Annotated in this window: 10 protein-coding genes; 4 read left to right on the top strand and 6 right to left on the bottom strand. The window is 37.6% G+C overall.

All coding sequences use genetic code 11. From position 1 onward, the window contains the following. Positions 1 to 268: 268 nt before the first annotated feature. From DV872_RS12170 to DV872_RS12160, 3 genes are all read right to left on the bottom strand, one after another. Positions 269 to 1,459 carry an IS91 family transposase gene (locus tag DV872_RS12170; RefSeq protein WP_114630210.1) on the bottom strand — a complete coding sequence of 397 codons (1,191 nt, stop codon included), beginning with the start codon at positions 1,457 to 1,459 and terminating at the stop codon, positions 269 to 271. Beyond that, positions 1,452 to 2,312 carry a site-specific tyrosine recombinase/integron integrase gene (gene xerA / locus DV872_RS12165; protein WP_114630209.1) on the bottom strand — a complete coding sequence of 287 codons (861 nt, stop codon included), beginning with the start codon at positions 2,310 to 2,312 and terminating at the stop codon, positions 1,452 to 1,454. The genes DV872_RS12170 and xerA overlap by 8 nt, the downstream gene beginning before the upstream one ends. 480 nt (positions 2,313 to 2,792) lie before the next feature. Continuing rightward, positions 2,793 to 4,277: a S41 family peptidase gene (locus DV872_RS12160; RefSeq protein ID WP_114630208.1), complete on the bottom strand. Its 1,485-nt coding sequence runs from the start codon at positions 4,275 to 4,277 to the stop codon at positions 2,793 to 2,795. Positions 4,278 to 5,009: 732 nt separating this feature from the next. Here DV872_RS12160 and DV872_RS12155 point away from each other — a divergent pair. Continuing rightward, positions 5,010 to 5,762 carry a hypothetical protein gene (locus tag DV872_RS12155; RefSeq protein WP_114630207.1) on the top strand — a complete coding sequence of 251 codons (753 nt, stop codon included), beginning with the start codon at positions 5,010 to 5,012 and terminating at the stop codon, positions 5,760 to 5,762. 951 nt (positions 5,763 to 6,713) lie between these two features. On the opposite strand, the gene DV872_RS12150 is transcribed toward DV872_RS12155, so the two are convergent. From DV872_RS12150 to DV872_RS12140, 3 genes are all read right to left on the bottom strand, one after another. Continuing rightward, positions 6,714 to 7,823 (bottom strand): Fic family protein, encoded by a 1,110-nt coding sequence (locus DV872_RS12150; RefSeq protein ID WP_114630206.1) that lies wholly within the window; start codon positions 7,821 to 7,823, stop codon positions 6,714 to 6,716. Positions 7,824 to 8,049: 226 nt separating this feature from the next. Next, the gene (locus tag DV872_RS12145; protein ID WP_114630205.1) at positions 8,050 to 8,523 is read right to left on the bottom strand and encodes a hypothetical protein; all 474 of its coding nucleotides are present in this window, start codon (positions 8,521 to 8,523) and stop codon (positions 8,050 to 8,052) included. A 176-nt stretch (positions 8,524 to 8,699) separates the two neighbouring features. Continuing rightward, the gene (locus DV872_RS12140) at positions 8,700 to 11,324 is read right to left on the bottom strand and encodes a response regulator (protein ID WP_158546945.1); all 2,625 of its coding nucleotides are present in this window, start codon (positions 11,322 to 11,324) and stop codon (positions 8,700 to 8,702) included. A gap of 400 nt (positions 11,325 to 11,724) precedes the next feature. Here DV872_RS12140 and DV872_RS12135 point away from each other — a divergent pair, with 400 nt between their 5' ends. The 3 genes from DV872_RS12135 (at position 11,725) to DV872_RS12125 (ending at position 15,415) form a co-directional block, all read left to right on the top strand. Beyond that, positions 11,725 to 12,669 carry a hypothetical protein gene (locus DV872_RS12135; RefSeq protein ID WP_114630203.1) on the top strand — a complete coding sequence of 315 codons (945 nt, stop codon included), beginning with the start codon at positions 11,725 to 11,727 and terminating at the stop codon, positions 12,667 to 12,669. A gap of 182 nt (positions 12,670 to 12,851) precedes the next feature. Next, on the top strand, positions 12,852 to 13,874 hold the full coding sequence (locus DV872_RS12130) for a substrate-binding domain-containing protein (protein WP_114630202.1): 1,023 nt from the start codon (positions 12,852 to 12,854) through the stop codon (positions 13,872 to 13,874). Between the two features lie 218 nt (positions 13,875 to 14,092). Further along, entirely contained in the window at positions 14,093 to 15,415 is a 1,323-nt protein-coding gene (locus DV872_RS12125) for a sugar ABC transporter substrate-binding protein (RefSeq protein ID WP_114630201.1), read from the top strand. Positions 15,416 to 15,418: the final 3 nt, after the last annotated feature.

The following is a 15,418-nucleotide window of genomic DNA, read 5'->3' as shown; positions in this document are numbered from 1 at the left end:
CTGTCCAAACGTTGTAGTATGATGACTCATAGCCGATTTCCTTTTGTTGTATTGTTTTAGTCGACTTAAGAATAAACGGAGATCGGCTTTTATAAAACCCCTTTCAAATTATCTTGGACAGCTGTGATGATATCTATAGAATCTTATGAATATATCAGTGGTATTTTGACTGATTCTTAACTTTCCAGGCGTACCTTTGGAATAGGTAATGAGATTAACAAAGGAGATGATCATAATTTTTTTCATAGGAAAATCCGATTGAGTGGATCTACCCGGTTTTCAACAAAGGAGGGACTTTTCTCATAGGAATCTCCTGTAGTAAAACCATATGACCTTTCCCGCAAATAGGACAAACCGTGGGATCAGAACCAGTGATCCGGATAAATATTTCCATTGAACTTTCATCTACCAGTTTATTCTCTTCCATCGGAACTCCCAATAGTTCTCTACAAAGCTTAAGGCTCTTCTTTTTTGTCACATTACCAAGAAAACCGTAATATCTCATTTTCATAAAACCGGACGGAAGAATATGAAGCAGGTACCTACGCATAAAACTAACAACGTCCAGTTCCATCGTCTTCAATTCATTATCATGTTTTCGATCTCTCCAGGTAAAAGAAACATGAGTATCAGTCATTGATTTGATTCTATAATTCGAAATTGCGATTCTATGAGTGTACCGACCCAGATATTTGATAACTAGCTTGGGACCGGCAAAAGATTTTTTAGCATAAACTACCCAGTTGGTTTTACAGGAATCAATCAATAATTGTCTGAATTGCAGCTGGCCAGAAATATGAGAATAATCTCCGAAAAATGAAAGTTCCTTTTTATTGAATGCATTTTCAAGAAAGTTTAAAAATTTACCTCTAAATACAGATGAGAGAATATTCACAGATAGAAAGAAGTTATGCCCGGATTTAATCCATTTAGTTTTATCCTTTGAAATCCCACCTCCCGGGACAATACAATGAATGTGGGGGTGGTGACCCAATTTCTGATCCCAGGTATGAAGGACGGCAATCAATCCTATCTGAGCATCAAGGTTTTTAGGTTTGGCTGCCACCTCTTTTAATGTCTGAGATACAGCTTTGAAGAGCATCCCATACACTTTTTCTTTATTCTGAAGGGCAATTGGAGCAAGGATTCGAGGGATGGTAAAAACTATATGGAAGTAGCTGACAGGTAATAATTCCTGCTCACGGTCGGCTATCCACAATTCTTTTTTAAATGACTGACATTTTGGACAATGCCTGTTTCTACAGGAATTATATGATATTTCGGGATTCCCGCATTCATCGCATTTCCGAATATGACCTCCGAGTATTGCTGTTCGGCAGCCAATAATATCATTGATTACTTTCTCCTGTTCCCAGCTTAGTGACGGTAGTTTATGAGCATGGATTCTAAATATATCTGCTATTTCAACAGAACTTCTTTTTCCTGATAAATTACTCATTATTATCCTCCAGTTTACTCAGAAATAAAGTGTCCAAAGGACTAGGAGTTTCATCGATATAGTTTTTAGCAATATGAGTATAAATCGTTGTTGTTTTAATATTCCGATGCCCTAATAAAAACTGGATAACTCTGATATTTACACCATCTTCCAATAGATGAGTCGCGAAGGAATGTCGGAGAGTATGGGGTGAAATATTTTTAGTTATGCCTGCCTTGGCTGCATATTTTTTAAGTAAGTTATTAACGGCCTCTCGAGTGAGGGGATTACCAGGAATCTTTCCAGGGAAAAGATATGTCTCCGGTCTTGATTCAAGCCAGTATTGCTTAAGAACTTCCAAAAGATTCTCGGCAAGCATGACTATTCTGTCTTTTCTTCCTTTTCCCTGATGGATATTAATTACCATCCGCTTACTATCCAGATCCGAAACTTTTAATGTAACTAATTCAGAGACCCGCAGACCGGCTGAATACAGCAGACAAACAATTGTTTTATCCCGTTTACTATCGATGACTCGGATCAGCTCAAAGACTTCATCTTTGCTAAGAATTAATGGAAGTTTTTTGCTTCTTTTCTGGAATGGTATTTGATGAATATTCCAGTCTTTCTTCAGAGTAAAGCCATAGAGAAATTTCAAAGCACAAACAGCCTGATTGTAATAGCTGTAGGAATAATTCTTTTCTTTTTTCATGTAATACTGAAACTGGTAGAGATCTTCTAGAGATAATTCATCTGGCGATCTTTTATGGAATTTTGCCAGTTCTCTTATGTGTCTGAGATAGGCCGTTTGTGTAGATTTACTTAATCCATTGATTTCTAAATCTCTGATCATTCTTGAACGTAATTCTGTCATTTTGTATCCTCCTGAAAATTGTTACAATTTAGAGGATAGTTTGAGTTCGTTTATAATTTAGAGATAATCTTAGAATTTCAAAAAAGTGAGTATGAATCTATCCACCGCGAAGCGGTTTCGTTCAATAGAGACTTATCAGAAGTGGTTTTCGGGGTGGGTGTTAAGTATGAAAAAATTATAGGAAAACCTTTCCCTATCACAGAAATACTTCATTCTGGATCTGATGGCTTGTCATTCAGCAAGTCTAGAAGTTTCCAATGTTGATGTAAATCCACAATACCATTTTTCCATACGTTTACCATTGTTTGTCCAACTCTTATTAAAAACCATTGAAATATTGGTATCTTTGATATTCATATTAATAAAAAAGGCCAACCATTACCATTTAACTCAGCTCGTAATCATTCTTTTGCTTTAATATTTGCAGAACTATACGCACCTGCTTCATTTGTAACATTGTCTGTACATCTCTCTCATCTGTTACAAAGAGGAGGTTATCAACTCCTGAGTAAACTCTAGAACCCTATCGGTTCCGTTTAGGAGGTCTTCAATGGACGCTTCAATGGGATAATCGGGAATAAGTCCTCTGTCTTCATCGGGGTAATCCGATACTGCCATCATATAATTTATCATTGGCACAGCAATTTCCAAGCCAGTATTTGGTAGCCTTAGCATTATGGTCACCCCACTATTGTTCCCGTAGTAACCACCACCTGCCTCCTCACCGATGAAGAGGGCTCGTTCATCATTATGAGCTATAGATGTAAATTCAGTAGTGGCTGAAAAACTACCACCGTCAGTTAGAATATAAACGTTGCCGTTATAGGGCTTTTTCTGTGGATTCTGCAAATTAAGAAGGTTCATACGGTCTGTTTTGACCTGGAAGATACCATTCTTAGCTGGATTCAAAAAACCTTGAATGGTCATGTCGCTTATGATATTACCAAAAAAGTATTGGCGAAAAGAGATAGTGTCCGTTCTGGTACTTAGAGAATCATAATAGTCGAAGGGGGTATCCGTCAGATAGGAGAATAGTAGTGCGCCCTGTTCATCTTCGCCACCACCATTACCTCGTAAATCGATAATCAGATGGGAGATATTCTCTTCTGCAATCTGATTGAAGCTGTTTTTTAAAAATATTTTGTACGAATCGATCCTTTCATCAAATGAGCTAATGCTTAATATAGCAGTACTGGAAGTGTCGAGGACCTGAAAGTCGAGAACCTTTTCTTCTTCTGCATTATATGCAGCATTTCTCGCGGCATCCAGATCAGGTACCGTCATTGCAATTACCGAAAAGGTACTATCCTCATCTATCCCTAGCAATTTGCCTTTAATATTGAATGTATTTGGCTCTCCAATAAAGGCAGAATAGAGGTAAGGGAAATAAGAATCTATACATCGATACTTACCGGTTATATTTCTCCCATCGGAGCTAATGAAAGAGACGAACTTCTCAATAATATCTGCAACAGGAATCTCATTGATAGTTAAAATCTCTAGTCCCGTCAGTTCTGTTTCACTCTCCCGATAATCGTGGGAGACATAGACTTTGTCACCAATCAACTTCACATCCAAGGGAAACGTCGTTCCATGTTGAAACCAATAGGTATTAAACCCCTCTGAAGGATCTACATTGGTATGGCCGCAGCCAATTTGAGCCACCAGGGTCGAGACCTCTCTTAGAAATTCTCTTTCAGTCATTCCATGATCTAAAGAACCATCAAGCTCATCAAATAAAGCATCCATCTCAATCTTGCTAGAATAGCGGTATAATCCTCCATGAACTTCTTCTAAAGCACCTCGGAGAATTATAAAGTCTTTCTTCAGTTCTGAAATAGAATATTCATGGTCGGTATCGTACTCCTGATCAGTACTGATCGCCCCGCTGGTACTACCGCAACTCATTAGTATAAAGAGCAGAAAAGTCACCATAAGACTCTTTTTGATGAAATATTTTTTCATGACACTATTCTCCTATTAGAATGCTTCTCTTTGATGATAATCGTAATTATAAGTAATTCTTTTTCAAATATTTATTAAATCACTGTTCTTATTCTTTTTTAATAATTCCATATGAATCCCTTGTAGACAAAAGGCCGGATATCAGTAGAAATTTTGTATTTTAAAACAGACAAAATTTTATTCAAATAAATTAAAAAATCAATCATACAATGGGCCACATAACATGCTAATTCACCTGACAGTCCTATTGTCACATTTCTTGCTGAGATATTCAAACAATAATAAATAACTGCTTCTCTATAAGTGATAGATGATTTACCATGTTGAAAAGAAGAGCGCCAATACTTGTCCTGCGGTCAGGTCGGAATGCACGTGATCAGGGTGTTATGTACACACAATGAACATGACAACTTGTACGTGAGCATGAAATCAGAGTTTATGTACATGACAACATTGACATGTACTAAAAATGACTTATGATGTACATCATATGAGTGAAATTGAAAATAAATAGTATAAACAAGTCACTTTTATTACTTTTCTTATATATGACTTTACAAATACAAATAAACATTAACTATATGATTATAATCATCTCAATCCTATTACATTCATTAAGAATAAAACAAAAGATTACAAAAAAATAATTTCTCTTGTAATCTTTAATTGAACAATTTAAAATCAAAAAAAAATTTGATTATTGCTTAACTCTTAAGTTTTAAGGATATAAATATGAATAAAAAAATAAAAATAATATCTCTATCAGTTCTTATATTAATCATTTTACAATCATTACCAGTTATATTCTTAAAAAATTGGGGTATGCGAAAAATGGAAGGAAATTATATCAATGTATATTATGATAAATATGATAAAGATGGTGCAGAAAAGATATTCGTGAAACTTGAGAAAACAGTTAAATCTCTTAGAAAAAAGTTAAAGCATGACTTTGATAAAAAGACTGATATTTATGTGTATAGTAAACAGCAGGATCTTCATATTAGAAAATTTGGATATACTTCACTATTATTTAATGTAGATTGGTATATTGGAGATAATAGAGGTGATAAAGTACTCATTGTATCTCCTTACTCAAATACGGAATCTCATGATGAGAACAGTATTCTATCTGCTTCAACTCATGAATTAGTTCATACCATTAACTATCTTAAAAACCCTAATATATCGTACTTTCTTGATAATGGAATTGCTACTTACTTATCAAATCAAAAAGCTCCAAATAATTTATTACAAAATTCAGAAATACCAGAAATAGGATTCCTTGACATAAAAAATCAATTAAAATTTGGAAACTCAATGGGATATCAGTTTTCTTATACATATGTAGAATTTATTACAGTAATTTATAGTTGGAATCACGTAGTAGAATTAATAGATAATGAAAATTATGAAAAAACATTTGGTAAAAGTAGAAAAGAGATATACGAAGAATGGATTATTTATTTAAAGCAGAATTATTCATAACGAAATATCAAAAAATATATAATATTTACTAAGTAATAGTGCTAGTTGAGTTACAATAATGAAAAACTTTTTGAACTTAATATTATATTTTTCAGAATATTAAATAGAATCATCGTAGGAAGAACAATTCAAATAAAATAGATAACTTATTAGTACTGAATATTTATCACAAAAAAATGGAACTGACCGTTTATTGTCATGCTTTTCGCAGACACCCAAAGGTACATTTTAAATAGCTTACTTAAGATTAATTTCCTAAATTTAAGTTACAATGAGTAATAATTTTAGCAAGAATCACGTCAATACCTCCACTTCGGTTCAGGAACAAGCCGGCAGCTCATTTAGGAATCATAAAATCTATTTGTGGAGATATTCCAAATAGAGATGTAAATCTGAATGATGATTTAACTGTAACGGTAGGTAAATATTAAGTCTTTCTCTTAATATAATAATTTCATCAATAACTGGATCAGGTATCACAGCATTTGAATAGAAATTTAAGTAGATAATATTAATTACCAAACCGGTTGCTAATGCCGGAAAACTCAATTCAGAAACAGAATGTGTATCTGGAGAGCATTGAACTAACATAATTTGTGAAACTATAGATTACTGGATATTTGGGATTCAATAAAAGATTCACATTGAGATGCATTACCTTTATGCGGACATGCCTTCGTCTTGTTCTCTCTTCTGCAGTAATGAGAAGCCGATTCAGGATTAATAGCACGGAGACTTTCAGGTACTTCAACACAAAAAATACAGTTCTCAAACATTAAATACCCCTTCGAGAGAAATAAGAGAGACGATGGAATCTGTAAAACTTTTTGTATTGTGCTAATTTTAGAAAATCCAGGATCACCCCCGGATGTAAAAACCAACATATATTAATATACATCTGTTTTAGTATTTCAACTTTTTTTATTCAAAGTCCCTACTTGTCGGGGGTAATTACTCTAGCATTTTTCTATTGAGCTGGTAGGATATGGACCGCCCTCCTCCTTGAGGAATCAGGACTTTTGAAATCACAAGCTCCTGGAGGTCTCTCTTCGCTGTGGCAGGGCTGGTCTTGGCAATTTGCACATATTTCTTATTAGTCATTCCCCCTTTATAGTCGACCGGAAGCAGATCAATCATCTTATTTATAACCTTTGATTCTCTTGAGTTCATTTTTTTATCAATAATATTCTGCCGGAACTTATTTCTAAGAAGAGTGAACTCAATCATTTCAACAGAGCTTTTAAGGCTTCTGATAAAAGTATTCAAAAACCAGATCACCCACTCTGTAATATCACCTGAACCTTTTTGAGTCTTTTCAAGGATTTCATAGTAATCTAACCTGTCAGTATGAATCTGTGCCGAAAGACTGTATAGCCTCTTTCCTGATTTCTCATCCTGTGCCAGAGCCATATCAGTCAGTGCCCTGGCTATGCGTCCATTCCCATCTTCAAAGGGATGAATAGAGACAAAGTACAGATGAGCATATGCTGCTCTAATCAGCCCGTCTAATCTCCCTCTGGAAGATTCCCACCATTTATTAAACTGATTCATCTCAGTCTGAATATGGCTTGAAGGAGGAGCTGAATAATATGTTTTCTCTTTACCGGGAGGGCCGGATACAACATCCATAGGAGTTTTACCGGAGCGATATGCCCCAACAGTAATCTTATGTAAATTTGAGTGGCCGCCGGGAAATAGAGCGACATGCCATGAGTATAATTTTTCATCTGTCAGTGGATTATCATAGTTTCTCGTTGCATCAATAAGCATCTCCACCAATCCTTCATACCGATGATGATTAGAAGGCAGTCCGCCCCGTGGTAATCCAAGGCTGTATGCTATTGATGATCGAACCTCATCTGTATTGAGTGTCTCTCCCTCGATTGCGGAGGTATTAAGAGCCTCCTGAAGCAGGAGCTCTTCTTCGGTATGAAGCTCAAGAAAAGCACCCAATTTATTTACAGCGCCCTGCTCTTTTCTTGATTCAGAGAGATATTCCAACAGAGTCTCAAGATTGTATGTAAAATTGGGCCAGTGGTCTGATTGCCAGATGTACTTCATATTCACCCCACGACCCGATTAAATCCATTATTCGGGTCATCCGTCAAATCGAATTAACATCAGCAACTAATAAAATGGAGTTGAGACTATGCCACGACCTGCAGAAGATTTTTTCATATTCTCCAGGGACTATCAGTATCGGATCATAACCATAGAGATTTATTTCAGTGAGAATGTGTATTTTACGAGTCAGACGGTCTAAAGACCGCCGACTTCAAATGTATTGTTATTGTTTTACCATTACGATGTCGCTCATCATTACCGTTGTAGAACTCATAGCGGCATCTCTCGTAGCCTCTATCGAATAGGATGTTCCTGTGTAACTCAAACCGTCACTGGACAGGGTATACACGGTTCTTCCATATTGACCGACCTGAGTCTCATTATCGGGAGCCTCAGTAATTTGGCCTAGATACCATTTTTCTGAATTGTTGAATTCCTCAATAGTTCCTTTTGATGTTGATCGATAATAGGAGGGACTTGTTATTTCCGTAACATTCTCAAAACTGGTACCCGTAATGATTACTGACAAGTTTGCGATCATCTCATTCTGATCGAAAGTCAAGGTGACTCCACTTGCAAGCCATGATCCCTCCAATTCAAAAACTTCCGGATCATCACTTCCTAAATCACAAGCCATCAACAAGGCTAATGTAAAGAAGACTGACAGACAGACTATAATCTTTCTAAAGTTATTCAATATTACTCTCCTCAAGTAAAGTATCAAGTTATTAATTTCCTGCTTAAGAATAACTAAAAACTCTTCAATCGGGGATAGGGGAATTCTGCCTCAAGTTGTAGAGATTCTACCTACAAATGAATATTTTGCTCAAAAAGCATTCTGATTTGCAGAGAAGTATTACCAAAGAGGTATAGTCAGTCTTCGTAAAAAAACCTAATCAAAGAACTCCGGTTACTAGCCCCCGTCTTACGATAGATTCTCTGAAGATAGTTGGAGACGGTGCTGGTTGCAAGTCCAAGTTCATGGGCGATTTCTTTATCCTGAAGTCCCTTAAACAGATACTCCAGAACCTGTTTTTCTCTCTGGCTCAAATCAAAGCTGTCCTGATGAGGTCGATTAGGCAATGAGGACTGGAGAAGCCCCTGATCAAATACGGCCAATACGGCAGATTTCAAGTGTTCCTTTTGCTGTTGAAGCTCCTGGTCTTTCCACAACAGCAAATTGCGTATTTTCATCAATAGAGTCTCAAGGCTCAAGGGCTTTTTCAAAAAATCCACTGCACCCATATCCATCAACATTTTCCGGTCTACATCCTTTGCCACCGCAGAAAGAAAAATGACAGGAACGGATAGAGAGCGATCTTGCCTGATTTTCTTAAAAAAGGTGATCCCGTCCATCTTTGGCATCACAACATCACTGAGAATCAGATCGGGTAGTGGATTTTCGTCCAGAAATATCAGGGCTTCCAAACCATTTTCCACCGCTGATATTTTGAATTGTTCCCTCAATGCAGAAATAATCAAATTCCTGATTCCCTGATTATCTTCCAACAGCAGAATATGACTCTTCTCTTCTATCAGAGTTTCCAGCGGCTCAATCTCGGTAGTCATCCCTTCTTCATTCTCATCACTTTGAACATAGGATTCAGAAAGAGGTAATGAAATAGTGAAAATGGCAAACTTTTCAGTTTGTTCTGCCTTTATAGTACCCTTAAGTAATTGTACACTTTGACGTACCATATAAAGTCCCAAACCAAACCCTGAATTCCGCTTCGAACCATTCTTTTGGGTCGTCATTTTTTCAAACAGATCATCCCGCCGTTCCAAAGGGATTCCGGGACCGCTGTTTTGAATAGTAATTATAAATTCATCTCTCTCTATATCAGTAGATAAGGAAATTTCTTCTCCTTCCGGTGTGAATTTAATGGCATTGGTAAGGAGATTATCGATCATTATGTCAAACAGATATTTATTAATTTCGACTATCCCCTTTTCCTGAGATTTTATATCGATCCGGTAGTTAATCTTTTTTGATTCTGCTAAATATCGATAGTTTTCTGATAGTTCCTTTAGATGAACAGAAATATGTGCCGGCATAAGACATAATTCCATATCGGGAACCTGTATACTGGTCAGTAATAAGAGAAGATCCAATGATTCACACAACTTGTGCTGAGTATCCTGAATGGATACGACGGTCTTATGGGCTTTCTGATCTATATGCCCCATCCTTTCCAAAAGCAGTCCCTCGCAAAGACCGGAACTCATTGTTAGAATGCTCCGAATTTCATGAGTGATATGAAGAAGTATATCTTGTTTCGCCGAACCCTCGATTCGCAGTTTTACAGATTCTTTCCTGGCCAGGACTTTCGCATTGCGTTCTTCACTAATCCCATTGCCAAGACTGAGGGCAAACAAAAGCATTTGAATTCCTATAACCAGGTAGACCCCGGGATTGCTTCCCAGGTAGGACCCCAGACTACCCTCTCTGAATTCAACAAGCTCGAAAGACTGAAGAATGAAGAGGAACATTGTTACCATAGGAAACAACCAGGATAGAATGAAAAAAGTGATCCTTTTCCATTCTATCTGCCATTGGTAAACTGTAAGAACTACAGCATAAACTGCAAGCAGAGAGAGAAAAAGATAGTAAAGCAAATACCCCATATCCGGGACGAAAACCTTGAATACTTGTGCAATCATTCCTATAAACAGTAAAGCTATCAAAGAGAACCATATGATTTTCTGCTTTGGTGAAATACACAGATAATTACGGATAAAGAGCAGTAAGCAGAGAATAGCCGGCAATATAAATGCGGCAGATGCAATGCCGAAAGGGCCGATATGCAAATTAAACTGTCGAAAAGCCATATAGCAACTAAAGAAGAATAAGGATGCCAAATAGGGAGGAAAGCTACTATCTCTTGTACTCACTGCAAGGAATAAATTATAGAGGAATAGTCCCAGATACAATCCCAGCAGGATTGAAATATAGGTTCTATGATTTAGCTGAAGCCTTTCATGAAAAGCGGCATCGGATATGGATGGTTTACATACTATTCCGGCATCGCTGTATTGAAGCCTGTAGAAAAGCAATACCGTTCCACCTGAAGGTATAGTGAATTTGATATGATCAACAAGGTTTGATGCATACAAATCCATAGGCTCATCATGGTCAGAATGCAGAATGATTCTGAACCAGCAGACATCGGCTCTTACACCCCAGTTAGTTTTCCCATTTGCCTGTTGAAATGATTGAAAGAAAAAACTGTCTGGATCAGTCCAGTCATCCTTCTGTGGCATAAAGATGAGTCCTTCATTATCTATTGAGAAAGTCATAGAATCCCTGAGATCACGACGCAAAAGCCCTTCACTGTTACGAATTCTGACACCAGGAACAGAGCCAAGATTTTCTGCTTCTACAGCAAAAATCTCCACAGCTGATGGACCCGTGTTGTCGTGTACATATAAATGAGGAACCAAGGTTATTAAAATGAAAAGGAGAATTGCCGGTAAAAGCCATCGCGGGTTTTTTTCCATTAGTTGTTCCAAGCTTGTAGTTATTTGTGCAATATTCTTTCTTTGAAAAACAGACATAATCACAACTCAAATAGTATACATTAAAATACTAAAGGATGTCTCCTCACTTCATTTTCTTTAGTATGAAGATCAACATTTACAGCCTTTCAGATCCATGAATACCAGGCAGAGACATGTAGGGATGGATATTATTGCCGTATAGGTAAAATCTCTACAAATCAGGGTAAGATTGCCTAATTGTAATCCCTCGTTCCTCTGATTATGGTGATTTAAAGATTTCTATATGAAATCGCTTCGAAGATGTGTGCCCCAATACTATTCCAGAGACACTAGAATAAGAACAGATAGAAATCTGTCAATATTCGGCCTCATCATAGATTGATCAGAGAGGAGTTCTATAATGCGAAAAATGGTGAGCTGTATTTTACCATGGCTAATTGTACTGACATTGTTAAGTTGTGAGATGGATACGACTGTAGAGTTGATACCCGGTGAAAGAATTGGACCAGACTATACATATTATCAGGAGTATGAAGCCAGTTTAGGTAGTAAATCAATTGAAGGTATAATAGATATTGCTGCTTTATCCCCCAAAGTAGATACTGAAGGAGCTCCATATGCTTCTTTCACTATTGATCCAATGATTCAAAGTTATGATGAAAGTAGCAATGAATGGGTTGAAAATCGTGTGGAAGAGTGGCCTGCTGATAGTGTGCAAATCGCAGTAAATATTGATACAGGATATTACAAAGTGACTGGTTTGCCCTCCATAGAGAATGGGCAGTATATGAAGATAGTTATTGGCGATATGTTTTGGACAGGCCCTTCTCATGAGAGATATAGGATAGTTCAAAGATATGATAGTACTGAATGGAATGGATCTACAGCACCATTTGAAATGCCGACAGCATCTTTTCTGACCGCAGACAGTACTATTAACGTAACGACAAAGTTTATTTATATGGTTGATGCTTATTGGTTAGAGAATAATGAATATGAAGTAGATGGTGTACAGGATTTCAATGCCATGAGCTATTCAGAGTTATCTGGTATAGCAAATATGTCTGTTGCTGATTGGGAAAGTGGGGCCGGTTATTCATGGGGAAGCAGAACAGAATATGGTGTCAGCTACGGAGTTCATACTCATATAACAATGGATGATGTAGAGGCTCAAAAAGTTACATATGGTGGTTTTCATGGTGGAATATATACTCAAGTATCGGCAAGTATAATTGCTAATGGTGCCGTTTACGGTGGTTACATAGACTATGCACCAGGTGTTATATTAGGCCCCGGAAATACGCACACATCAACTGTTAACATTTATATTCCCGCAGAAGACTGAACCTGTAGAGATCCTGTGGTAAATGCTTTTTCATAGGGTCCTTTAAACATATATGCAACATTTATTATTTATGCAGTAGTAATTTAAATGGTTGTTCCAGGCTGGATTCTACTTTAGCCCTAGCCTGGGCTGTAATCTTTTCTTACTTGGCAGGAATTTTTCATTGTGCTAACATCAAAACGATGATAAAAAAAATTGACAGAAACAGCTCCGAATCTCTGCAAATGCAGCTGTATCAGGCATTAAAAGAGTGGTTTATCAATGAGTTTACAACAGACGACTTACTCCCGACAGAACTTGTTATTGCCAAAGAGTCGGGATTATCCCAGGGGACAGTCCGGATTGCTCTGGATAAACTTGTTCGGGAAGAAATAATTGTAAGAGTTCCCGGTCGGGGAACTCAGCTCAACCAAAACTATAAAATCAAACTTAATAAATACCACATAGGAGTTATCCTTTCGGAAGTTGACTTCTTTAATAATACCATATGGGAGTATGCCTGGATAAATCATCTTGAGATAATAAATGGTATTGTTGAGAATAATATTCCCTACAATGTTTCAACAGAATTCATATCAGAAGATTATCTGGATGAGAACAGTCAGGAAGATTTTGACGGATATATTCTCTGGCCGTTTATTAAAAAAGAGACTATAGAAACCCTCGTAAAACCCTGGATTCAACTGGATTACAGTATAGATATGAAACAGGGATTCAAGCTCCTGGCAGAAGATGTTGTTTTAAAGAATCATCAGAATATAGGATTTATCGGTTTCACTTCCGGTGATCGGGTTAAAGTTATCAACAGGGTTTTAAAAAAAGCCGGAGTCATGTGTCTTTCTGAAGATAGTATTTATGAATGCGGCGGTAGTGAGGCCGAAGCTTATCGTGCCTGCATAGAACTGTTCCAGAAACAATCTGATCTGGATTGCCTGATATGTTCTACCGATGTAAGAGCCAGAGGGGCGATCAAATATATAAAAGAGCTGCATTGGGATATTCCGGGAAAGATAGCAGTATACGGCTTTGACGGTACCCGAAACTATAATCGCTCAATACCCAGTTTAACGACCTGCCAGTTTGACTGGAAAAATCCGGGAAATTTTGCTGTCAGCAATATCCGGAATCTGCTGGATGGCGGAAAACTCTTCAAATACTCTCCCACCAGAGGGAAAATGGTCTTTAGGAACAGCACTCGTTCCTGATTCAATCTTTAAATTAAGAATCTGAGTATATTGCATTCCTTTTATGATTTTCACAATTTCACAAATATTTAAACATATAAGAGATAAAGCAAGGTTTTCATGCAATATCGTAAACATATCAAGCTTTAAGACAGCAAACATTTAAATATTTATTGACAGAAGAAAAAACCCGTTATAATGTTTAAAAAAGAAAATGAGGAAATCCCTCAGGAGGAATCATGAAAAAGGAATACAAATACCTAACATTGATATTGATAGCTTTACTGCTTTCTGTATCTTTCATCAGTGCGAGCGGAACTCAGGAAGAACAGTCAGGAGAGACTGTACTTCAGTACTGGTCGTGGGATCCTGAAGCCAAGGAGAGCAATGAAGCACTGATTTTAGAATTCGAAGCGGCCAATCCCGGAATAACAGTGGAATTGACTACACTGGAACCAAAAGAATACTGGACAAAAATCAGGATTATGGCTAATCAGAAGAAGCTTCCAGATGTATTCAATCTAAGTTCCGGTTATCTGGAGGAGTGGGCTTCTAACGATTTGCTCCTGAATCTTGACAGTTACATTGAAAATGACCTGGACCAGAGTAAGTACTATATGTCTCTTTTTGATGCGGGAAAGGATACTGCCGGTAAGGGCTCCTACTTTGCAGCCCCCTATGCTCTGGTAACCACAAACCTTTTTTATAATATGGATGCATTTGACGAAGCCGGCATCGCATATCCCGATAAAAACTGGACATGGGATGATTTTAGAAACGCTGCCATTGCCCTTACAAAAGATAAAAACAATGATGGCGTCATTGATCAGTGGGGCTACTGGTTCTATGGCCGTTATGCTCATGTTGAGTCCTGGGTTTATTCTAATAACGGACACTTGCTTGACCGTAAAAACATGAGCTTTGATCCGGATGCACAGGCTATGGAAGCCCTCCGTTTCTTAACAGATCTTGTACTTGTCGATAAAGCAGCTCCCCCTAAAAAGGAAATGAGTGCTTTTCGTCAGCAGGACGTATTTCCTCAGGCTGCTGCAGCTATGTTTGTAGATGGTTCCTGGAATATTGCCAACAACAGAACAGTTGCCGGGGATAACTTCCGCTGGGGAATTGCCGAAATTCCTGTAGGACCTTCCGGTGATGGAACCATAACTTATGGATGGCCCGACTATGTTGCTCTGTCTCCTACTGGAGAAAACAGTGACGCAGCCTGGAAGTTTGCAAAATTTGTCAGTGGAGAAGGACTCTCTCTGGATATGTATCTGGCTGGTAAAATCCCCTCTTATCGTTCATTAACCGAATCAGAGGAATTCCTTGAAAAAGATATGCAGCCTTATAATAAAGAAGTGCTGATCGATCAGGCAGGTGAAACCATGCGAACTTCCTTTACCCTGGGTTGGGGAGAGTGGAGAGGTTACGGCGCAGCCGAAACCCTTGGTTTTAACGGTGTTATAGATGGAATTATCGACGGTGAGTTCTCATTTGAAGATGGTATGGAAAAAGCGGATAAAAACATAAATACTGTCTTAGACAGACTCTATCGCTAAATA

It is taken from the genome of Oceanispirochaeta sp. M1, from assembly GCF_003346715.1.
GTDB lineage: Bacteria > Spirochaetota > Spirochaetia > DSM-2461 > DSM-2461 > Oceanispirochaeta.
The sequence above is the reverse complement of the archived record's forward strand: the minus strand, read 5'-3'. Positions and strand labels throughout refer to the sequence as shown.

What these genes read in the sequence shown, in the direction of transcription:
- xerA (WP_114630209.1), bottom strand. Translation starts at nt 2,312, where the DNA reads ATGACAGAATTACGTTCAAGAATGATCAGAGATTTAGAAATCAATGGA.
- DV872_RS12160 (WP_114630208.1), bottom strand. Translation starts at nt 4,277, where the DNA reads ATGAAAAAATATTTCATCAAAAAGAGTCTTATGGTGACTTTTCTGCTC.
- DV872_RS12155 (WP_114630207.1), top strand. Translation starts at nt 5,010, where the DNA reads ATGAATAAAAAAATAAAAATAATATCTCTATCAGTTCTTATATTAATC.
- DV872_RS12135 (WP_114630203.1), top strand. Translation starts at nt 11,725, where the DNA reads ATGCGAAAAATGGTGAGCTGTATTTTACCATGGCTAATTGTACTGACA.
- DV872_RS12140 (WP_158546945.1), bottom strand. Translation starts at nt 11,324, where the DNA reads ATGGAAAAAAACCCGCGATGGCTTTTACCGGCAATTCTCCTTTTCATT.
- DV872_RS12125 (WP_114630201.1), top strand. Translation starts at nt 14,093, where the DNA reads ATGAAAAAGGAATACAAATACCTAACATTGATATTGATAGCTTTACTG.
- DV872_RS12170 (WP_114630210.1), bottom strand. Translation starts at nt 1,459, where the DNA reads ATGAGTAATTTATCAGGAAAAAGAAGTTCTGTTGAAATAGCAGATATA.
- DV872_RS12150 (WP_114630206.1), bottom strand. Translation starts at nt 7,823, where the DNA reads ATGAAGTACATCTGGCAATCAGACCACTGGCCCAATTTTACATACAAT.
- DV872_RS12130 (WP_114630202.1), top strand. Translation starts at nt 12,852, where the DNA reads ATGATAAAAAAAATTGACAGAAACAGCTCCGAATCTCTGCAAATGCAG.